The sequence below is a fragment of the Collimonas sp. PA-H2 genome, from assembly GCF_002564105.1.
Taxonomy (GTDB): Bacteria; Pseudomonadota; Gammaproteobacteria; order Burkholderiales; family Burkholderiaceae_D; genus Collimonas.
Window position 1 is genome coordinate 21,024 of the sequence record NZ_PDBX01000002.1, and the last position, 21,769, is coordinate 42,792.

Annotated in this window: 17 protein-coding genes; 4 read left to right on the forward strand and 13 right to left on the reverse strand. The window is 55.4% G+C overall.

The window, feature by feature from the left end:
• Positions 1 to 190 precede the first annotated feature (190 nt).
• A complete protein-coding gene (locus BCF11_RS25690; RefSeq protein WP_143751520.1) occupies positions 191 to 928 on the forward strand; it encodes a hypothetical protein in 738 nt (245 codons plus the stop codon).
• A gap of 67 nt (positions 929 to 995) precedes the next feature.
• Positions 996 to 2,954 carry an exotoxin A binding domain-containing protein gene (locus tag BCF11_RS25695; protein ID WP_199111249.1) on the forward strand — a complete coding sequence of 653 codons (1,959 nt, stop codon included), beginning with the start codon at positions 996 to 998 and terminating at the stop codon, positions 2,952 to 2,954.
• Between the two features lie 3 nt (positions 2,955 to 2,957).
• On the opposite strand, the gene BCF11_RS25700 is transcribed toward BCF11_RS25695, so the two are convergent.
• Together BCF11_RS25700 and BCF11_RS25705 are read right to left on the reverse strand one after the other, a co-directional pair.
• Entirely contained in the window at positions 2,958 to 5,045 is a 2,088-nt protein-coding gene (locus BCF11_RS25700) for a TonB-dependent copper receptor (RefSeq protein ID WP_233212714.1), read from the reverse strand.
• A gap of 160 nt (positions 5,046 to 5,205) precedes the next feature.
• Positions 5,206 to 5,619 (reverse strand): PPC domain-containing DNA-binding protein, encoded by a 414-nt coding sequence (locus BCF11_RS25705; RefSeq protein ID WP_098497982.1) that lies wholly within the window; start codon positions 5,617 to 5,619, stop codon positions 5,206 to 5,208.
• Between the two features lie 142 nt (positions 5,620 to 5,761).
• Here BCF11_RS25705 and BCF11_RS25710 point away from each other — a divergent pair, with 142 nt between their 5' ends.
• Positions 5,762 to 6,400: a LysE family translocator gene (locus BCF11_RS25710; protein WP_098497718.1), complete on the forward strand. Its 639-nt coding sequence runs from the start codon at positions 5,762 to 5,764 to the stop codon at positions 6,398 to 6,400.
• Positions 6,401 to 6,449: 49 nt separating this feature from the next.
• On the opposite strand, the gene BCF11_RS25715 is transcribed toward BCF11_RS25710, so the two are convergent.
• The 5 genes from BCF11_RS25715 to BCF11_RS28450 all read right to left on the reverse strand — a co-directional run bounded on the left by BCF11_RS25715 (position 6,450) and on the right by BCF11_RS28450 (position 12,834).
• Positions 6,450 to 8,054 carry an FAD-dependent oxidoreductase gene (locus tag BCF11_RS25715; RefSeq protein ID WP_098497719.1) on the reverse strand — a complete coding sequence of 535 codons (1,605 nt, stop codon included), beginning with the start codon at positions 8,052 to 8,054 and terminating at the stop codon, positions 6,450 to 6,452.
• 114 nt (positions 8,055 to 8,168) lie between these two features.
• Positions 8,169 to 10,106: a thiamine pyrophosphate-binding protein gene (locus tag BCF11_RS25720; protein ID WP_098497720.1), complete on the reverse strand. Its 1,938-nt coding sequence runs from the start codon at positions 10,104 to 10,106 to the stop codon at positions 8,169 to 8,171.
• 419 nt (positions 10,107 to 10,525) lie between these two features.
• Positions 10,526 to 10,897, reverse strand: a complete 372-nt coding sequence (locus BCF11_RS25725) for a hypothetical protein (protein WP_098497721.1) — start codon at positions 10,895 to 10,897, stop codon at positions 10,526 to 10,528.
• A gap of 293 nt (positions 10,898 to 11,190) precedes the next feature.
• On the reverse strand, positions 11,191 to 11,745 hold the full coding sequence (locus tag BCF11_RS25730) for an RNA 2'-phosphotransferase (protein ID WP_098497722.1): 555 nt from the start codon (positions 11,743 to 11,745) through the stop codon (positions 11,191 to 11,193).
• 117 nt (positions 11,746 to 11,862) lie between these two features.
• Positions 11,863 to 12,834 (reverse strand): energy transducer TonB, encoded by a 972-nt coding sequence (locus BCF11_RS28450; protein WP_233212715.1) that lies wholly within the window; start codon positions 12,832 to 12,834, stop codon positions 11,863 to 11,865.
• A gap of 423 nt (positions 12,835 to 13,257) precedes the next feature.
• Between BCF11_RS28450 and BCF11_RS25740 the strand changes: the two genes are divergently transcribed.
• The gene (locus BCF11_RS25740) at positions 13,258 to 13,896 is read left to right on the forward strand and encodes a dihydrofolate reductase family protein (RefSeq protein WP_098497723.1); all 639 of its coding nucleotides are present in this window, start codon (positions 13,258 to 13,260) and stop codon (positions 13,894 to 13,896) included.
• 130 nt (positions 13,897 to 14,026) lie between these two features.
• On the opposite strand, the gene BCF11_RS25745 is transcribed toward BCF11_RS25740, so the two are convergent.
• The 6 genes from BCF11_RS25745 to BCF11_RS25770 all read right to left on the reverse strand — a co-directional run bounded on the left by BCF11_RS25745 (position 14,027) and on the right by BCF11_RS25770 (position 21,757).
• Positions 14,027 to 14,287 carry a hypothetical protein gene (locus BCF11_RS25745; RefSeq protein WP_098497724.1) on the reverse strand — a complete coding sequence of 87 codons (261 nt, stop codon included), beginning with the start codon at positions 14,285 to 14,287 and terminating at the stop codon, positions 14,027 to 14,029.
• Positions 14,288 to 14,370: 83 nt separating this feature from the next.
• The gene (locus tag BCF11_RS25750; RefSeq protein WP_098497725.1) at positions 14,371 to 15,312 is read right to left on the reverse strand and encodes a cupin-like domain-containing protein; all 942 of its coding nucleotides are present in this window, start codon (positions 15,310 to 15,312) and stop codon (positions 14,371 to 14,373) included.
• Positions 15,313 to 15,812: 500 nt separating this feature from the next.
• Positions 15,813 to 16,013: a hypothetical protein gene (locus tag BCF11_RS25755; RefSeq protein WP_233212716.1), complete on the reverse strand. Its 201-nt coding sequence runs from the start codon at positions 16,011 to 16,013 to the stop codon at positions 15,813 to 15,815.
• 55 nt (positions 16,014 to 16,068) lie between these two features.
• Positions 16,069 to 16,641, reverse strand: a complete 573-nt coding sequence (locus tag BCF11_RS25760) for a GNAT family N-acetyltransferase (RefSeq protein ID WP_199111251.1) — start codon at positions 16,639 to 16,641, stop codon at positions 16,069 to 16,071.
• Positions 16,642 to 16,758: 117 nt separating this feature from the next.
• The gene (locus BCF11_RS25765) at positions 16,759 to 17,031 is read right to left on the reverse strand and encodes a hypothetical protein (protein ID WP_143751523.1); all 273 of its coding nucleotides are present in this window, start codon (positions 17,029 to 17,031) and stop codon (positions 16,759 to 16,761) included.
• A 220-nt stretch (positions 17,032 to 17,251) separates the two neighbouring features.
• Complete coding sequence (locus tag BCF11_RS25770; RefSeq protein WP_369827885.1) at positions 17,252 to 21,757, reverse strand: YadA-like family protein; 4,506 nt, start codon at positions 21,755 to 21,757, stop codon at positions 17,252 to 17,254.
• Positions 21,758 to 21,769 lie beyond the last annotated feature (12 nt).

Here is a 21,769-nt window from a genome sequence, read left to right on the forward strand (position 1 = left end):
TCAATGTCGGTGTTAGATAATGTGCCACATGCACAGTGAGCATCTCGCCAGACGCTCATCTTCGACGTTCATCCAAAATCATTTTTTTTGCCAGCCGCGCCGCCAGCAAGGACTTCACTTTGCGGCACGGATCCGCGCAACGCGCGCCCTTCCCCGCAATCTATCGTTTCTTTTTTTACAGGGGATTCCCATGAGAAAACGCTTGCCTTATTTTTTTCGCACAACGTCCATTGTTGTGGCCGGATTACTCGTTGCGCCGGCATCGGCTATCGAAACAAATTCAGAATCTTCTGAAGCTGAAGACCAAATGAAAGTGAAGCGTGCTTTCGATGCCTTGAGCTATTCCAAGGCAAGACGCGCTCTCGATGCCTTATCGCCCACGGAACGCAAGAAACTGTTTTCGTCGCGAACTGCAAGAATTGCGCCGAAGCCCGCCAGGAATTTTCTTCAGGAAGAGAACGACGACTGCATCAGCGTAAAGGACTATAGCGAGAATAGCGTCGGTTTCAGAATGGGATTCAATCCTGACGGCGTGAAATTCAACGGCGGGATTTATAAAAAAAAGAATGGCAGCGAATCATTCGGCTCCTCTGTACCGGCTTCCCACAAGCACTCAGCCTTTTGCGCATTGTCATCGCCCGAAACAACATCGACGCGCCAGCCAAATCCGGTTGAATATCCGGACCATGTGCATAGCCTGAATACCCTGCCTCCTTTCAACGATCGTCATTTACCCGCTTCAGAACTGGGCGAATCACTGCGCCGGCAGCGATATGCAAACGGACAGCCACAACAGTTGGCGCCCGCTCCATCGATGCCGATGACGGGGGAGACCTATCGCGAAGGCCGCTCAAGCCGGACCCCTGAGCTGCCCGGCAGAGTGATCGTCACCACCCCTGGCGGGGGTCTGAAAATGAAGATGCAGTAGCCGCGATCCTGCCCTCCCTTCCCGAGCCGCTTGCTTTAACAACGTTTTCACTATGTGAGGTAATTCCATGTCCAAATTCATGTCGCAACGCTGGATCTATCTGTTCGGATGGCTTTTCCTGCTCGGAACCGGCAGCACCAGGGCGAATACGATAGAGGGAAACTTCAGGCTTTGGGACGATTGCAGCAGCTACTGCCTGGTTTACGCCGCCCCCCATAAAATCTATCAGACCCCTTTGGCCACGCAGGCTGTGCCGGATTCTCCCGGCAAGGAAGGCGTACTGCATTACTCCATGGTGATGAAAGACTATGTCGGCAACGGCCAGGTTCTGGCCTTGCGCCTTGACGATTTCGCCACCGTCTTTGTCGAGCAAGAAAGCCTGAGACTGAGCCTGCTTGGCTCTGACGGCAAGCCCAGGAATTTCCAGTATGCTCGCCAAGGCGCGAAACATTGGTCGCTTAACTGGCTGGTGCCCGTTGGCGATGACGCTCCCACCAGCATCAAGGTCTTCTTCAAGAACCTCGACGGCCAGAATAATATTCTCTCCATCTCGCCTCTTTACAGTGTGGAGGTAGACGACAAGACACTCGCGCGCTGGCCCGCACTCGCCACCTTCTCTGTCACCCAGGAGAATGTCACTCAGGGCCAAGGCCTGCTTGGGATACGACGTGCAGGCGTCAGTTACGTCGCCGCTCCCGTGAACCATGACCGTCACAAACGCTGGAGCGAGTGGCACAGCGGCAAGCTGCTCTGCCTGCTCGACCCTTTGGATGCCATTTACAACTACGTCAGCCAGAACCGCTGCAGTCTGGGCGAAACCTGGGAAGGCGCAATTTATCAAACCCTGGCAGGCCGGCCTGTCGACAAATACGCCCCACCGGCAAGCAAGCCAGTTATTAGCCAACGCATCCATTTTGCCAAGGGCAACGCTCTGGAAGCGCTAACCAGTCACCGGGTATGCGGCATACCTCTTGAGTCCTTGGCACGCAGACGCAAGCCGAGAGGATGGGAAGAATGGTCTTCGTGTGGCAATCCCGCGGCCAATTTCGTAGCCCTTTACATCGCCACCCGCTTGCCGTTCGACCAATTCCGTCAGGTGATTCATAACCTGGTTCACGGGCAAGCAGTTGCAGCGCCTGATCCGGTGCCTCTGGATGCCCTGAGAACGGCCGTCATTGAGCAACCGGAACTGGCACGTCAAAGCATCGCCCAGGCAGCCGACATCTTCAGGAACTACCAGGCAGCCAATCCTGGCGCCAGTGCCGCCGCCGCACAACAGGCCGATGTGCTGGCCGTCACCTGTCCGGCTGACGCGCGCCCGTGCGGCTCCGGCGCAAGCAGCGGCGTGCTGGTCCAGCGTGAAAATCCCACCGGAGCGCACTTTCTGAATGACGGAGAGCTGCCAAGCTTCACCGTACAAGGCACGCAAAACTGGAACCTGAACCGCCTGCAGGCTGCTCACCTGCGCCTGCAGGTGCAGGGATACGTTTTTGCGGGTTATCACGGCACATCGCTGGAGGGCGCACAGAGTATCGTGTTTGGCGGCATCCATAACCGCCAGCAGGATCTTGAGGAAATCTGGAGAGGCCTGTACGTTGCCGGAGATCCCGCTCTTGCCTACGGCTATGCGCAAGATGCGGAAGGAGATGAGCGCGGCCGCATCCGCAACGGCACGATGTTGCGCGTCTATGTCCCGCGCAGCGCTCTCCCGCGACTCTTTGCCACCAGCCTGCCTCTGGACCATCCAGGCGCCTCGCAAGAAGTTGCGCGTTTGATCGGCCACCCGCTGCCCTTGCTTTATGAATCGATCACCGGTCCGGAAGCAGCAGGCGGCAATCGCCTTGAGACGATCCTGGGCTGGCAGCTCGCGGAGCAGGCAGTCGCGATTCCCTCGATGATCCCGACCAATAGCCGCACTGTCGGAAATCCCCTCGATCCCGCCACCGTCACGCTTGAAGAAAAGCAGATCAGCAGCTTGCCGGGCTACGCCACAAAACCTGCGAAAGACGACAAGACGGAACTATGAGTCTTAATACTTTACCCCCAGCTTCACCCAGGCGGTGCGGCCCTGGTCATTGATGGCGCTATTGGCTGCATAGCCAAAGCCGGTATTGCCAGCCAGATTGAGATGCTCCGCATACGCCTTGTTAAAAACGTTGTCGATGCCGGCAACGATTTGCAGCGATTTGGAAAATGCATAAGCTGCATTCATCGACAAGACGCCAAAGCCCGCGCTCCGGCCGAAATCCTTGCCGACGACATTGCCCTCATTGAGAGCGACCCGGTTTTGCGCCGAAACGAGACGCCATAGCGCGCCGAATGACCAGCGTTCGTCGTTATAGCTCATGGTAAGCCGGGTATCAAGCGGCGGCATTTGCGGCAAAGCCTTGCCGTCGCTACGGTTGCGGCCCCAGGCATAGGCCAGCGAACTGTCTATCTTCCAATGCGGAGCGAAGCCATAGGATGCGCCGAGCTCGCCACCCATGATCTGGGCGTCGATATTGTTAGCTTGCGATGTTGCGCCCATCGCTCCCGGCAGATAAGAAAACAAGATGTAGTCGTTGACCACGCCGAGGTAGGCCGATGCCCAGGCCTGCCATGCGCCGGCTTTATATTGCGCGCCGATATCAAGCTGCGTGGTTTTTTCCGGACGGATGCCGGCAAAGGCATTGGGCGATCCGGCCGGCGCCATTTTTGGCGAGAACAATTCCCAGTAGTCCGGAAAGCGTTCGGCATGGCCCAGTCCCGCGTAGAGGGTTCCTGCTTTCGACGGCAAATCGTATTCATAACGGGCAAAGCCGCTCGGCAAGGTAACCCGGCGCTCCATATCGGCGGTAGGATTGGGCGCCGCCGCCATGCCCTGCCCCAGCGTGCCGCGCTCATCTTTCACCGTTGCGTAATCGATGCGCACGCCACTGATGAGCCGCTGCCGCGGCGCCACCGACCAGGTGACCTCGCCAAACATGCCGACATTGCTGAAAGCGGCATCCTTGTTCCACGGTTTTTGCGCATAGCTGCCGATACCCATGCCGTTGCGCGCGCGGTGAGCGTTCTGTTGCATGTCAAAGCCGGTGACCAGGCTCAGCGCATCGTCCCACTGCAGCGTCGCGGCAATCCTGGCGCCAACGGTGCGCCGGTCGACTTCCGATGCCATCGGCATTTTCATCATGCCGGCATTGGGGTCCGGCTTGCGCAAGGTGTAGTTATCCATCAGGTGATCGGCATAGTTGTAATACGCCATCGCCTCGATCTTCCCGACGTGCTGGCTGACATTACGCTTTTCGAACTTTGCGTTGAAACTGTGGCGCTTGAAACTGACGCCATCCATCCCGCGCCCGGCGTAAGCCGCCGAGCCGTCGCCAGCGCCGGCATTCAATTCCAGCATAGTATTGGCATCCGGCGTAAAGCCGAGCGCAGCGTCCAGATTCCACTTGTCCCAGCGCGACGCCACCGTCTGCTTGTTGCCATCCTTGTAGTCATTGGCCTTGGCGTGATTGGCGATGACGCGCGTATAGATATCCGGCGTGCCGGCAGTGAGATCCGCTCTCTGTTCATTGCGGCCGTACGATCCGGCCGTCAGCCCGCCGTCAAAGCGGACCGGATTTTCAGTTTCTGAAAACCGTTCTGTCTGCCGCTCAAACAGCACCGTGCCAGCCGATGCTCCCGGCCCCCAGATCACGCTTTGCGGCCCTTTGATGACAGTCAGCTTGTCGAAGCTTTCCGGCGAAATATAAGAAGTCGGCGCATCCATGCGGCCGGGGCAAGCACCCAGGATGGTGGTGCCGTCATTCAGGATATTGATGCGCGAGCCGAACATGCCGCGCAAGACAGGGTCGCCATTGCTGCCGCCGTTGCGCACGGCGGAAAAGCCCGGGATGGTTTTCAGGAAATCGGCGCCGTCGCTGGCCGGTATCGGCTGCCGCGGCGCTTTCGGGTCGACCACGATGGTCAGAGGAGAAGTCTCCTGCGCTGCCGTGATGACGACTGTCGGCAGTACAACTTCGTTCGTCGCCACATCGCTGGCAATGGCGCCGGCGGTCAGCGCGCTGGAACTGACGATGGCTGCATGGATCAGCGTAGGCAGGAATTTAGGGCGGGCGTTTGGAACATGAGGCATTGGCATCCTATAAATGGCTGAGAAAAATCCCGCCGAGTATAGAAGCGCATCCCTTCAAAAAGAATGCGGCTAATTGTCGCACCCTGCAGCGCCAAGCGACTGTGGTTCAAACCGGAGCAAGCCGGCGCGCCATTCAATTGACATGTGATGCCTGCCGGGCTCAAATGCCATCGGGGCGTCGTCGCGGCGCTATCACCAACTCGTCGAAGCCTGAAACCGCATCCGGTTCGCGGACAAAACGATGTTCCGTCAATAGCGCCACCAGCAGCTCGGCTGTCGCGCGCACAATGCATCCGGGCGCTACGTGGCCACCCAGCACGCAACCTTGCGCATCGGCTACCGTCATGTGGAGATGAGCGCCATCGACCGAGAGCGATCCGGCAAGTGTCAGTATCTCCAGGTCACCGCGAAGTTCGGTAGCTTGTTTTGCCCCGGCAAATCGCAGCTGTGCAAGGGATAAACTGCCAATACCCTGGAGCACAAAAGCGGCGCTGACGCCATGTTCGGTCAGTACAGCCTCCAGAACCGAGCGTAGATCCTGTCCGGGAGCGAGACGTAGAGGTAGGGTTTGCATGGGCAACATTACGCTTGATAGGCTTGGGAAAGATATTACATTGAATGGCGCATGACCGGAGCGCCCGCAGCGCTGATCGAGCAGGACGTGTAATATGCATTCGACCGGCATTTCCCGCCCGCCGTCCCAAGGAGACACGTCAATGAGCCCGTTAGCCGCTATCGCAGCCATTCTTGCCGCATTATTGATCGGGGCGATGAGCCCGGGCCCAAGTTTTGTGATTGTTGCCAGGCATTCGATCGGCCTGTCGCGCCGTGACGGCCTGGCCACCGCTGCCGCCATGGGGATAGGCGGAGTATTTTTCAGCGGCATTGCCCTGGTCGGGCTGTATACCTTGCTGGCAACCGTAGGATGGCTCTACATGGGCCTCAAGATAGCCGGCGGACTTTATCTGATTTACCTGGCGTCCAAAATCTGGCGCGGCGCGGCGGCCCCGCTGGCCCTGGACAGCGACCAGCCTGCAAGCGGCGGCAACGTGCGTAAATCTTTCTGGGTCGGCCTCAGTACCCAATTGAGCAATCCGAAGACTGCCGTTGCCTATGGCAGCATCTTTGCGGCCCTGCTTCCCCAGCACCCGCCCCTTTGGTGTTATTTCGCCCTGCCGCCGCTGGTTTTTGCGGTCGAAGCTGGCTGGTACACAGTCGTCGCCCTGTGTTTTTCCAGCAAACGGCCGCGTGAACTTTATTTGAAAGCCAAATCAAAGATCGACCGTGTCGCCGCCGGCGCCATCGCGGCTCTCGGGCTCAGGTTGCTGTTTACCGCGCATAGGACCGGCATTTAAGTCGCTCCCATGAAAAAACCCGGAAATTTCCGGGTTTTCCTTGCCTGATTCAGGGATTATCTAATTTCTCCAACCCAAATTTCTCCAGCATCATATCCGCGGTTTGCAACGCCCCCTCGACCCAACCCTGTGCATCGGAATAGGCTTCGCCGCAAATATACAAGGGCTGCCGGCCGATCGGCTGGATGATCTTTTGTTTCACTTCCCAGCTCTTTACGCCGATGTTCCAGCTATTCCAGCCGCCGCCGAAGGGATCATCACCCCAATCGCGGAAACAGGCATCTTGCACCTTAGGGGTATAACTCAAGCCATGCATGGTCGCCAGCTGGCGCGCCACTTCGGTAACCATGCGGTATGGCGCCTGGTGCTGGTCCCACTCCAGTTCCGGATTCGGTTTGCGGTTTTCGGCCACAAACGGTTCACTCACTTTGGCGACAGACTGTCCCCTGGCCTTGTGTTGATGCCTCTGCGGCCGCAAGCCATCCCAGAATCCGGTGTTGTCGCCGTCGTCATAACTGGCTAACAACATGGCGGGGCCAGTCTTGACGGGCGCGCCATCGCTTTTCGGCCAGTAATAGGTTTGCCGCACCGGAATATCAGTCACGCTGCGGCCGGCTTCCACCGACACCACGCTGCCGTCAGGCTTGCTATACCCGGCTGCGCGCCACCATGGATTGGCATAGGTGGTAAATAATTTAAACAGCGGACGCGGCGTGACGGAAGCGATCAAGCCGCTGATTTCCTGCAGGATCGGGCTGCTGTCAGCGAGCAGATCCAGCGAGCGGCGCGGCATGGCCAGGATCACGGAATTGGCGCGGACCGACTTGCCGTCGGCCTGGAATTCAACTGCGCCATCCAGACTTGCAAGCGCCGACACGCTGCTGTTTAAACGTACCTCGCCACCTGCCTCGGTGAATAATTTTGCCAGAACCCGGGGCACTTCCTGGAAGCCTTTGGTGAACCCCTTGTAAACAGGCTGAACGCCGAAGTCAGACAAATACCAGGGGATGGCATCGGCGGCGTTCCAATTGCTCATGGTGGAGTCATACCCGCCCGCATCCAATGAATATTGATACGATTCGCCGTTAATGACGCGCATCAGCACGTTCCAGAATCCCTGTTGATACAGAGGTTTGCCGGAGAAACTGGCTTGCTGCGCCATTTCGCGACGCTGGTCTTCGGTGAGATCCGGATTGGTAATGCCCGGCACAATCTGCTCAATTGCATTGATCATGACGGAACCGGCGGTTTGCCCATGATTCGGAAAACCGAGCCGGTACGGCACCTTGTCCGGATTGGTAGTGAAGTCAGACAAGCGCAAATAAACGCCGCGCAGATAGGCGATGTTTTGCGCTTCGTCAACCGGGAAGGGATACAACTTGATTTGCTCGCTATCCGGCAGCAAGTTATTCAGCGCATCGATCAGGGTGCTGATCAGCGGTTGTACTTTGGGCAGAATCCGCATGCCGCCCAGTTCCGCCACCATATCGGGAATGCCGGGCGGCGTTATCGACAGCAAGCGGCCGCCTATATGATCGTTTCCTTCGAACACCACGATTTTTTGTTTCGGGTTGGCTTGTTTCAGCCGCCACGCGCTATATACGCCAGAAACTCCGCCGCCGACGATGGCGATATCAATTTTTTCATCTGCCATGATGCATATCCCCTTTTTTTTTCAAGTAAATGGAAGAACGAATCCCTGGAGGCAGCTGGACAACATGCCGAAACCCGGCTGCCCTCTGGGTACCGCATTTGCTGCCGACGCTGCTTAGAAAATCACCGGTGTATTCTGATTGTCGCCAGGCCTCACGTCAGCGAGCAGCTGTCCTTGCTGATGGAACAGATTCAAGGCGGGCTGCAGCGGGGCTCTTGTTTGTCTTGCTTGTTTGCCGGCGTCGTCGTCCGTACTGGGCGGCGGCGGCGGATTCTGGGCGGTACGCATATCCAGAATATAAGCCTGCTGATGCTGCAGGACATGATCCATGCCGCGACGCACGGCTGCTTTGACGCCTTCCGGATTATCGACCACTTCACCGCTCAGGCCGCCCAGCGCTTTTGCAATGGCGACAAAATCCATTACCGGACTTTGTATGCGCAGATAAGAGGGGTCCGTATTGTTGTCTTTGGGATGCCATTCATAGCCTGGCGCGTTTCCATACGCTGCTACCAGCTGTTGCAAGCCGTTTTGCAGGGTATGGTATTCATGATTATTGGTGATGATGTACAGCACCGCCAATTTGCGATGCGCCGCAGTCCACCAGGTTTGCGGATAAAACAGCGACGAACCGTCGCCCACCGCCGCCACCACAAACTCGGCATCGATCTGTTGCCAGCCTTGCGGGCTTAGCTTGATGCCGAGCGACGCCGGCATCGACCAGCCCAGCGAACCGCCGCCGACGCAGTAATAACTGATCGGTGCCGCGCCTTCCGTACCGAACGGCAGCAGGTACTGGAACGGTGCGGGATCGGAAACCGCCTCGTGCACATAGACAAATTTCCGGTTCAGATTGCGTTGCTTGATTTCTTCACGCAAAGCCTGGGCAATGACTACCGCCAAAATATTCGGCGCCGCCAGTGCTTCAACAAAATACTTGTCCCACTGCACCCGCCGCTGCGCCGCCAGCACGGCCAATTTCGCATTGCGGGCGGCGGCCGCTGCAGACGGAGCGCTGCCTACCTGCGCATTGATCAGCGGCAGCGTAGCTTTAATGTCGCCAAACACTGCCGCTTCGCCATAATAATTTTTGCCTATATCCCAAATATTATTACTGAGGTAAACCTGTCTGACAGCTGGGGGAATCAGAGCGCCGTCCGAATATTTAAAAATCGTGATCTGCGCCTGGTTGCTGAAACCGCACAGAAATGCCACGTCATGATCCTTGAATACATTTTGCACGCCGGCTTGGGTACCCGGCAGCTCACCCTGCCAATGACTATCGTCATTCGGGAAATTCGCCACGGCGCTGAAGGTTTGCAGCAATACGGGCGCCCCGATCAGCTCCGCCATTTGCTGCAGTTCCGGCCAGGCGTTGGCGTAGCCGACCGCATCGCCGGCGATGATGATGGGATTTCTTGCTTCTTTGAGCGCATTGGCAAGCTGGGTAATCGACTCCGCTGCGCCGGTGAAGTGCGGTGAAATACGCGTCACGCCTTTGATCTTGTCGTCGGCGCCGATTTCGCGCATGGTGAACTCCCACGGAATCGATACGAACACCGGGCCGTTCGGCGCCGCCATCGCTTCTTTAAAAGCCCGTTGCAGTACCAGCGGAAGTTCCTCGGCGGCGCGCACTTCATGCGCCCATTTGGTGTATTGCCTGGCTAAATCGACCAGATTGGATGCCAGCAGCGGTTCCTGTGTCACCAGCTCATTTTGCTGTTGGCAGCATAAAATCACCAGCGGCACCTGCGAGCGTGAAGCATTGAACAAATTACCGATGCTGTGTGCAATACCCGGCGTGACGTGTACCACCAGCACCCCAGGCAAACCGGTCATGCGCGCAGACCCCATTGCCGCACCGAGTGCGATGTTTTCATGCAGGCACTCGATGTACTCCACCTTGTTTTTCGGGTAGGAGGTGCCATCGATAATTGGAATCTCGTTGGTTCCCGGCACACCGAAAATATAGTGAATGCCAAGTTCGCTCAAGATGTCGAAAACATAGTCGCGCGCCCAGCGCGTCGGCGCCTGCCCAAGCTTATCCGCCATTTGTTCCCCCTATTTAGACTAAGTTATCCAGCTAAGAAATGAACGGACCGCACATGCATCTATCCCTGCCGTTCAAGCGATGACAGCCTGCCCTGCTTCTTTGTCTCAATACCGTGATGAACTGTTGGCAAAGCTCCCCGCCGATCCGTGGGCAGTGTCCACGAATATCGGCAGACACAATCCTCTCGTTCGTCAACTGCGCCGCTATCGTAGCGGAGATGTAGTCAGGCGATGAATGAAGGGGACGGGAAGCGATGCAGGCAATTGTATGCCTGTATTTCCACAGGGAAACCTGCCACAATTGATAGGTGGACAATCTTTGATATTGTGCTTCTCCGAAGAGCAATCACATAGAGGCAATGGCAGTGCTAAGAAAGCATCCATGCCCCGTTCGCTACAAGGGCCTTGCACTGCAGTGCCTACCCCGCCGTGACCTTGAGCACCAGCTCAGGCGAAGTCAGCTCCGCCTTCCTGGCGGTGATTACGCTGTAATCGAGCGTCAACGAACCGCCGGCCAGTCGATCCAGCAGATTCTTCGGCACCACAAAGCGCAGCGGCCGATTGATGTCTGAACTCAAAACATCCCGGCTTTCGATATAAGAATACGGCGTTGCGTCAGCCGCGCGCGCCAGCCAGTTCAGTCGTACTACGTCGCCAGCGCTCATGCCCGGGTAGGCCGCGATCTCGACCGTCGCACCGGCAGCCGGTATATGAGCCAGATCTAATTTCTCCCCCACGCCTTCGAGCACCAGCGGCTTAGGGAACGTGGGCGACATCGGGTCATGGCTCATGGCGGTACTCCGGAAAAAGAGACGGACAACAGGTTCCGCAGGTCAAGCAAGCGGACTTGCTGCTACGGGACGATTGACAGCGGCGATGATGGCTAAGCCGCGCAATTGTAAGTTGTTATCTATACGCGGAAACCTGTCAGAATTGATAGGCCGCGCCAGGTATCGGCGAGCGCATCCCTGCAGTCTGGCGCCTCAAGCCAAACCGGATATTGGACGGTTTTGATCCGTGCAACCGTTCTTGGCTTGAGAAGACAGGTGAACATACACAGCACATTAACCAAACCGTTTTAAATCTATGCCGCCAATTCAATGTAATCCTTGGGCACGGCCTCGGTTAACCAGACACCATTCTGCGACAGATAAAACCTGTGGCCATCGTCGTGCATTGCCTTTGCCTGGATTATCAACACTCTCGGACTGCCGTGGCGAGTACCGACAGCGATGGCTGTCGTTTCGTCAGTGGACATATGGACGTGCTGCCGCGCCTGAGGCAACAGCCCTTGCTCCAGAATCGCGGCAAGGAAGCGGCTGGCTGTGCCATGGAACAACAACGTCGGCGGCAGCTGCAGCTGCAGCGCCAGGTCGATATCAACAGAATGCCCCTGATTTGCCCTGATCCGCATTCCGTCATCGCTGATAGCGAAGCGCTTCTTGTCGCTGGTGGCGACAATTTCATCGAGCAAGGCGCGATCAAGCCGGGCTCCATGCGCACTGGCCCGTATCAATAACTCGTCGATGCCAGCCCAGCCGGATGCATCCAGGACAAGGCCGATGGTCTCCGGAGCATGGCGCAAGACCAGGCTTAAGAACTTGCTGCTGGCGGTCAGGCGTCCCTTGTTTTCAGTCATATTTACTCCTTTGGCGGCTACGCTGCTAGCGACACGCTAGATCATCCAGCCCGTCTGCTTTACATTACTTATCGACGCGGCTTCAGCGCATCATCAGCGGCTGATAACACAGCGGGTTCACTCAAGCCGCCAGACATATTGCATTCTCGTAGTGGATGCCACCGGCACGCCGTCTGCCATGGCAGGTTTGAAGCGACAAGAAAACCAGGCGTTTAACGTAGCGCTATCCAGACCGATGAAACCGCTACTTCTTTCGACAAAAGCATCTGCTACGTAGCCTTTGGCGTCGATGAACAATTTCACTGTAACGGTTCCCTCTTCCTCATTACGCAACGAGCGTCTTGGATATTCCGGCTTCTCGCAGCCCTCTGATGAGACATTCGCGCTGTAGTCGCGGATAGCGCCATTTTTTAAAGCAACCCGGTCGTACCGAAGCGGCATGACAGCTTTTTGAAAGCCCTTATCCGCAATCAGATTCGTCAGCAAGCTCTGAACCGCGCCCACATAGTTGCGGCCCGCGGCGGAGATCGCCATCGTGTCGCTGAAAGAAGGCTCCCATTGTTTTTCTCCGGTGACGACCTTGTCGAATGCCTTGTAGCCTTCTCGCATCACGAAGATATGGGCACTGATTCTGGCGACATTGTCGCTGGACGGCGCCACATCCAGCGAGTTTTCCAAAAGCTCTCCGCTGATAATCACTTTCGATGCGCCGTCAAGCTTCCCGGCTCTCTCTACTTCAGCTTGCAGCGCTGCCTTCAGGTACTCTGCATAGGAATCGTTGTAAGGCGAACTGTAGGGAGCGCCCCGGACTGTCAGTTTATCCAAGGCTTCGCTCTTCGCTATGAACTGGCCCAGCGCCAGCTTATTGCCCGGACGGGTTTTCAATGCCCATACGTTGTCGTTGCTGTGCTGATAGGCTGGCGCTGTTGAGACTGAGGCGCATCCTGTCAGCGACAGCAGCACGGCGCCGATGCCAGCCAACGCAGTTGCACGAACCAGTGTCATGCAAACGCCAGCAATCTCCTTAAGACTCACGCTAAATGGGCGAGAGAGTAGAAGCAAACAGCTCTTGCCGGTAATAAACTGCATGAAGACTTCCTTTACGTTCTAACAATATGGTTTGCTTAAATACATATATGCATGGCAAGTTAAATTGCCATAGGTGCAATTCTAAATTGTAAAGAAAATATTGGGGAGAAGAAATGAAATTAAATGTTGATTTACAACTTACCTGCATGGAGGGGCCACATTGAAGAATGTAACGATAGTCCGCTTCCACCCCATAGGCGACATAATGGATTCGCATCCTCAACGAGCGGTGGCTTACTACCAGGTATTTGCAGGTATCCAATGTCGCGTGGGGATAAGCTGTGGATCTGAGCGGCTCCTATCAAGAAACCAGTGCGGCCGTCAAAGCGGAGAAATGCGTCAACAAAAGTTGTCCAGCACACTTATGCGGAAGCGCTACCTCCATAAGTTAGACCGACATACAAAAATCGGGAGAGATGAATCATGACCAAGATCTTCGTAAACATCGGACTTAGCCTCGACGGCTACATGGTACCGGAAGGGATGACTCTGGAGAATTGGGAGAAGCCTGAGTATAAGAATTGGGGCGCCAAGTGGGGTGCGCTCATGGGCTGGATCCTTAATCAGCAATACTTTCGCGAGAACCTCAAGCTCGGACCAGGGGGCGAAACCGGTCCGGTCAATGACATGCTTCGTAACACCACGGAGCGCATCGGCGCCAACATCATGGGCAAGCGAATGTTCGACGTCGGCGAGCGCGCTTGGCCAGAGGAGGCTCCATTTCACACTCCGGTATACGTTCTTACCCACGAGAAGCGCGAACCTTGGGTCCGCCCGGGCGGGACGACGTTCTACTTTGTCAACGACGGCCCGGAGAGTGCCCTCGAGCAGGCTCGGGAATCTGCGGGTCGTCGCGATATTCGCATTGCGGGCGGCGCGGATGCGATTCAGCAATACTTGAACCTCGGTGTCATCGATGAACTGGAAATCGCCTTGGCGCCGGTGCTCTTCGGCGGTGGGAGACGTCTCTTTGAGAACCTGCACGAACCGGCTCCGAGCTTCCGGATTGACAAGGTGCTTGAAGGTCCAGCTGCAACACACTTGCGTTACGTGCGTGACTAGAGGCGGCCCAACAACCGGTTGCAGCGGACATCCGCTGCTCGCCCCCGCAGCTGAACCGGAGCGTTCGACGCCAACAGGAGTAGCCAGATTCACACGGCCGACTAGCCTCTAGCCATCTGAAACACCCCGCTCAAAAGGCGGATGCTGCGAAGTATCGCTCACCACACATATGGAGCGGCAATGGGGCGCCGACGATTGCGCCATCGCCGTTGCTGCCGAGATAAATCGCAGTACCACCAATAAGTTCAGAACCATTGAAAACGGAATCTTCAGTGGCCCATACCCCAACGTATTGGGCAGGTAATACATCGGCGGCCTTCGCCGAAAGCGCACAAAGCATAATGACGACAATGGTGAGTATTTTCATAATCGGGTAGTTGACGGGTTGCATCCTAAATTTTTGTCAATGCTACATCGGATTGCCATCTAGCTCCACCGACGGCTATTGACCGGGAGCGGACCGATTCGATCAACTTAGCCGGCCTTCAGCGAAGCATCCCCATTCAATGCCAATGGCAGCGCCCTGGCCCATCGGTTGGCCGAAAGCGAAAAAGTCAGCGCGCGAACCTGGTGGTACCACCCGGCTGGCACATACAGAAGCTCACCGGGTTGCATGATGCATTCGATCATTGCTGCCTTGCGGGCAAGCGGAAATTTCTCGAAATCCGGCGCCTCAGGGTTAAACGGCGAGCCGAACAGGATGGCGTTCGCCTCGCGGGGATAAAGGAATTCGTCGTGGTGTGGCGGCGACAGAAAAATACGTTTGGCGCCCCAGATCTGCGCAAAAATATTATCGTCATAATCGCAATGCAGCGGGGTCACTGTTCCAGAGGGACCAAGCCAAAACCGAGGCGGACCCATTTTTTTAAAATAGGCTGGCCAGTAGCACAGCCTATTCAGTTCACGCAATTCCAGATTGCCCAGATACGGTGGCAGCTCCTGCGTGTTATCAGCGACGAGCTCAAGGTACGCCAGCAGCGACATATCCTGCATCGCCCGGTCGGCCGCGAAAGCGGTATTGACATAGTCACCCACCCTCGCCCGCACGTGCAGCTCGCCGAAGCAGTCACGCAGCGTTTGCGGCATAAGGGTGGAAAGTGGCCAACGATTGACCAGCCCGGTGATGACGAATGGCAGGCCTTCTGCTGCACGCATGCGAAACGCCGCGGCGTCGAGCGTACCCATGCGTGGCACTGCGGAAATGGTCGGGAGGCCGCGCGCCGCATATCTTATCGCTTCACGCATTTCCTGTATTGAAGTGACGCCACGAACCAGCGCATCCTTTCGCTCTCGCGCCTGTTTTTTGACGATGGCGTCTTCGGGCGACATGGAGGTCGATGAGGGCCGGGGCGGCAGCAATCGTGACGATAGGCGTGCCTCTCGTCGTTCTTGATTGCCTGCTGCCGGATTTTTCATATTTCCATTTTTCTATAGCTGATATGAGGAAACGATTGCCGTGCAAAGGGCTTGGCAGAAAAGTAAAACGGCCCGTAGAGGGCCGTTTTACTTGGATCTGGCGGAAGCGGTGAGATTCGAACTCACGAACGGGATAAACCGTCGCTAGTTTTCAAGTCTAAAGTATATTCAAATGAAATCAATTACTTAGCCAGAAATCGTTTCCGCATATTGGCCATTTTATCAGGCTTTACAGCCTTTATCTAAGCCATTCGTCTATTGAATGCGGAAACGATTTTGTGGCGATAGCAAGGAAAGATATACGCGATCAGGCTAAACTAAAATGCTCCGGCCGGAGGGAATCGAACCCGTATCAAAGGGATTTCAAGGGTAATTCAGGGGCGACTTCATAGAGAAGTCTGGCCCGCACCTCCCCTGAAATACCCCTAACTATCCCTGAAAGTATCCCTGAACATCTCTCTAAAACCTGGCTTGCAAATTCGCATTCTGGGATGCAACGTCTACATAATTGGGCGCTCAATTAAGCTCTTCCGCCAATCCTCAGAGTAATCGAAGGTGGGGGCTTCGATTTGAGCCATATACCAGAAATTAGTCTGAGGGTTAAGATTTGGCGTCATATACCAAAAGGCTTTGCCGTCAAAATCCATTGCCCACCACTTTGCACCGTTTGGCGCCTGCCCCCAATCTATACCAATAGTCACGATAACCTCAATATTGTTTGTCTTTACAAGTTCAAATCCAAATGACTAGAGTCTGTTACCAGAGTCGATCTATTTCACCTGGATAGAGAGCAATTTGACACTGTGAGAACGCCTGCGCATTCAAATGTGCTTTCGCGGAAAAAAAACATCCCATCGTAATCTTATCGAATTGGTCGCTTGGAAATGGACTGTCCGGCGTACCACCAATAATAGGTGCATCGTGCAATACGTGCCATCCACTGCTTTCGTAGAAATGCTGGAGTGGTCGATCACAGGTAAAAATACTCAAATCGGCACCGTTCTTCTCCATCATATTTTTTGCTGCGACAACAAGCTTCCGGCCGTACCCAAGCCCCCTTTCGTCCGGAGAGGTAACTACGCAGCTCAACCCGCTGGCTACATAATGCTCTTCCTTGTGGACGATTTTTTTCGACAATATATCGAGAGCGGCGACCACTTTGCGATCAGAGACCATTAACATCGATAATGGGTCTAAGTCCGGGTCATGCACCACCTGAAGAACAATCGGCTCAGCAGTAGGCCAAGCAATATTTTGCAATCTCAATACTTGGAAGCGCAAGTGAGGAGGAACCGCGGATTCTGGATATGCCAAGATACTTATTTTCATTCAGTAATGAGGAAATCAAAAAAAAATAGTGGCCAACATAGCAGAACGCTGGCACATAGTCACGACTGTTCAGCTATTCCCAGCGGAAGAACCGTAGAGGCGTCAGCATTCACGCCACTATTTCAGTATCTTTGCCCTGTAATGATTTAATGCCATTTCACAATATAATCGCAAGGCATCAATATTCCGCTCGCCATCAACGTACAAACTTATGATGTCAACTTTATCGTGATACCTAAGATTTATTGCCATTGATATGTCCCCATCTTCACCGCTAGAGCCAATCTCAGAATCTATCAAAGCGTGAACAGAAATTTCGCAATTGTCGTCAAAATTAATCTTTCCGTCTTCGCTTGCAGCCATAACATTTAAATTAATACTGCATCCCATGATCGCCTCCAGCAGCCGATTCTAAATATGTACCGCAAATTTACTCAAACCATTGCATCATTCCGCGCCGAGCAAACAGATGAAATTGACATGTCAATTCTGGCGATGCGATTAGGTAATTGTCGCCGCACGCCTCTACCCCTTCTTAGAGGCTAGGCAGTGCGGTGCTAAATAAGGATCAGCAAATCCACAACACCCGCAAAACCATCAATCTTCACGGTCACCATGAAAAACCCACTCCAGCATTTATCAATGTGTGACTACCGGACGTAGTACTGACCCCCATTTTTAATACGGTATTTTGACCGACACGAGCGCTCGCACCGATTGCGAGTGCAGAATAACCAGCATAACTACCGATGCCAGCACCCAACGAGAATGTCTTATTTGGCTCGACTTGCGGCAGTCCCGCTAAGGCCCCTGCCATTGCCACGCCGCTGTAAGCTATGCGTTGAACATTCCCGACTTGATTTTGCACATTACTTAGTTGAGAAACATTTACCGCATCACTTGGATTGATGCCTGGCGCCACATTGGTAATACGGCGTTCACTTCCAGGAGAGCCAACAGATACTGTATTTTCTTGATCGGCTATCGAACCGGCGCCTAATGCCACCGAATTATTCCCTATGGCTTGGGCACCCGCTCCTGTCGCGACCGAGTTATTACCTGATGCCAGCGAATTCTGACCAATCGCGACAGTAGGATCGCCAGTCGCCTGGGCGTTATTACCGATCGCCACCGATCCGGCCTGCGAGGCTAAGGCACGGAAGCCCACAGCAGTGGTATTGGTATCAGTTGCCTGTGCGTTGGAACCAAATGCCGTTGCGCCGTCTTTGGTCGCTTGCGCGCACAAACCTGAACCGGTTGCGTCAATGCCCTTCACTGTGCTGCACGTTACCGGCGTCACATTGTTGATCACCGTACCGTTAGTGCCACGCGTCCGTACTGTGCCGTCGCTGTTGACGCCTCCGATCGTAGTGGCACCAATCGTGGCACCATTAGCAGCCGCGGCAGTAGATGCATCCGCAAGCGGCTTCAACGACGTCGATAATGAGCTGACACCCGTCAGGCTAGTTGAGAGTGACGTCAGTTGCCCCAGTCCAGTTGATATCGACGCAACGCCAGTTGACAATGAGTTGATACCACTCGTCGCTGCGCTCAAGCCGCTTGACGTTGACGTTGACAACGACGACACGCTGCTGTTCGTGGTGCTCAGGCCGGTTGACAGTGAATTAATACCACTTGCTGCCGTGCTCAAGCCCGTCGAAGTCGATGTCGATAACGACGACACACTACTGTTGGTTGTACTCAGGCCCGTAGACAATGAGTTTACCCCGCTTTGCGCAGTACTGATCCCCGTCGACGTGGAGGTCGACAATGATGTCACGTTACTATTCGTCGTACTCAAACCGGTTGATAGCGAAGTGATGCCCGTCGATGCTGAGGTAGACAACGACGTCAATTGCCCAAAATTCACGGCATCCGTTGGATTCACACCGGCAGCTACATTTTTCAGCGTCACCGGGGTCGTAGCACCTACACCGCCCAGCGTAAGGCTGGTGTGGCCTGGATTATCATACTGGACAGAATTGGCGACCCCTGTCGACAACGAAGAAATACTCGTCGAAGCAGACGTGGACAACGACGACACATTGCTATTGGTCGTGCTCAGGCCAGTCGATGTTGAAGTTGACAGTGAACTCACGCCGCTGTTGGCCGTACTCAGGCCGGTCGAAGTCGAGGTCGACAGCGAGCTCACGCTGCTATTGGTCGTGCTCAGACCAGTCGACAGCGAACCAATGTTACTGGCGTTCGTACTGATGCCAGTCGATGTCGACGTCGACAGCGAATTCACGCTGCTGTTGGCCGTACTCAAGCCGGTCGAAGTCGAAGTCGACAGTGAACTCACGCTGCTGTTGGCCGTGCTCAGGCCAGTCGACGTCGATGTCGACAGCGAGTTCACGCTGCTGTTGGTCGTACTCAGGCCGGTCGATGTCGACGTCGACAGTGAACTCACGCTGCTGTTGGCCGTACTCAGGCCGGTCGATGTCGATGTCGACAGTGAGCTCACGCTGCTGTTGGTCGTACTCAGGCCGGTCGAAGTCGAAGTCGACAGTGAACTCACGCTGCTGTTGGTCGTACTCAGGCCAGTCGACGCCGATGTCGACAGCGAATTCACGCTGCTGTTGGCCGTACTCAGGCCGGTCGATGTCGATGTCGACAGTGAGCTCACGCTGCTGTTGGTCGTACTCAGGCCGGTCGAAGTCGAAGTCGACAGTGAACTCACGCTGCTGTTGGTCGTACTCAGGCCAGTCGACGCCGATGTCGACAGCGAATTCACGCTGCTGTTGGCCGTACTCAGGCCGGTCGATGTCGATGTCGACAGTGAGCTCACGCTGCTATTGGCCGTGCTCAGACCAGTCGACAGCGAACCAATGTTACTGGCATTCGTACTGATGCCAGTCGACGCCGACGTCGACAGCGAATTCACGCTGCTGTTGGTCGTACTCAGGCCGGTCGATGTCGAGGTCGACAGCGAATTCACGCTGCTGTTGGCCGTACTCAGGCCGGTCGATGTCGATGTCGACAGTGAGCTCACGTTGCTATTGGCCGTGCTCAGACCAGTCGACAGCGAACCAATGTTACTGGCATTCGTACTGATGCCAGTCGACGCCGACGTCGACAGCGAATTCACGCTGCTGTTGGTCGTACTCAAGCTGGTCGAAGTCGAGGTCGACAGCGAGCTCACGCTACTGTTGGCCGTGCTCAGGCCAGTCGACGTCGATGTCGACAGCGAGTTCACGCTGCTGTTGGTCGTACTCAGGCCGGTCGATGTCGACGTCGACAGTGAACTCACGCTGCTGTTGGCCGTACTCAGGCCGGTCGATGTCGATGTCGACAGTGAGCTCACGCTGCTGTTGGTCGTACTCAGGCCGGTCGAAGTCGAAGTCGACAGTGAACTCACGCTGCTATTGGCCGTGCTCAGACCAGTCGAAGTCGAAGTCGACAGTGAGCTCACGCTGCTATTGGCCGTGCTCAGACCAGTCGACAGCGAACCAATGTTACTGGCGTTCGTACTGATGCCAGTCGACGTCGACGTCGACAGCGAATTCACGCTGCTGTTGGTCGTACTCAAGCCGGTCGAAGTCGAGGTCGACAGCGAGCTCACGCTACTGTTGGCCGTGCTCAGGCCAGTCGACGTCGATGTCGACAGCGAGTTTACGCTGCTGTTGGTCGTACTCAGGCCGGTCGATGTCGATGTCGACAGTGAACTCACGCTGCTATTGGCCGTGCTCAAGCCAGTCGAGGTCGATGTCGACAGCGAGTTCACGCTGCTGTTGGTCGTACTCAGGCCGGTCGACGCCGATGTCGACAGCGAATTCACGCTGCTGTTGGTCGTACTCAGGCCAGTCGACGCCGATGTCGACAGCGAATTCACGCTGCTGTTGGTCGTACTCAGGCCGGTCGATGTCGAGGTCGACAGCGAGCTCACACTACTGTTGGTCGTACTCAGGCCGGTCGATGCTGACGTCGACAGTGAGCTCACGCTACTGTTGGTCGTACTCAGGCCGGTCGAAGTCGATGTCGACAGTGAACTCACGCTGCTGTTGGTCGTGCTCAAGCCAGTCGAGGTCGATGTCGACAGTGAACTCACGCTGCTGTTGGCCGTACTCAGGCCGGTCGATGTCGATGTCGACAGTGAGCTCACGCTGCTATTGGTCGAGCTCAGACCAGTCGACAGCGAACCAATGTTACTGGCGTTCGTACTGATGCCAGTCGACGTCGACGTCGACAGCGAGTTCACGCTGCTGTTGGTCGTACTCAAGCCGGTCGAAGTCGAAGTCGACAGTGAGCTCACGCTGCTGTTGGTCGTACTCAGGCCGGTCGAAGTCGAAGTCGACAGTGAACTCACGCTGCTGTTGGTCGTACTCAGGCCAGAATACAACTCTGAACCGTTAACGGCGTCGGTCGAGATCGATGAAACCTGGCCGGCAGCAAGATTGGTAATCTGGCGCTCATTGCCCACGGAGCCGACGCTAACTGTGCCGGCAGTAGACGGCGTGGTACCAGCGAAGCCGCTGTATATGACACCGCCCACAGTTGCGCTGCTGGTATTGACGCCGGCAGTAGTTGCCGTGGATCCAGCACCGAGTGCCACGCTATTAGGATTCGAGGCGATTGTATTCAAGCCAATAGCGATTGTATTAGTATTGGAGGCATTGGCATTGTTACCTTCCGCGATCGTACTAGTTCCACTGGCATTGCTCATTGGACCTATAGCCAAACTATCCGTGCCAGTCGCGCTACCGTCGGACGCAACGGAATTTACATGAAAATAAGGAAAGGAAATCGCTCCATTAAATGTGGTCGTTCCATTGACAACTAAGTTCTGAAGCGTTGTCGTGCCGTTCACATAGAGCTTACCGCCAATCGACATGTTGGTGGCATTAGTCGTAGGGCTATTCGCGTAAGCAAGAATCCGGTTGGTTTGACTAGATACGTCGCTAGTTCCACAAACAACATTCAAACCATAGTTACCTATTGAATTGACGCCATCGTGCGAATCACCGTTGAATCCAAAACCATAACCATTTTGGCCATACGATTGATATGAAGAATCGCTACAGTCCGGAGTGGCACCCCCAGTACCATAACCGATCGTAGTAAATATACCGCCTACATAGCCCGGTGCTGCCAGTACCTCGCCGCCAAATCCCACCACGACCATTGCAGC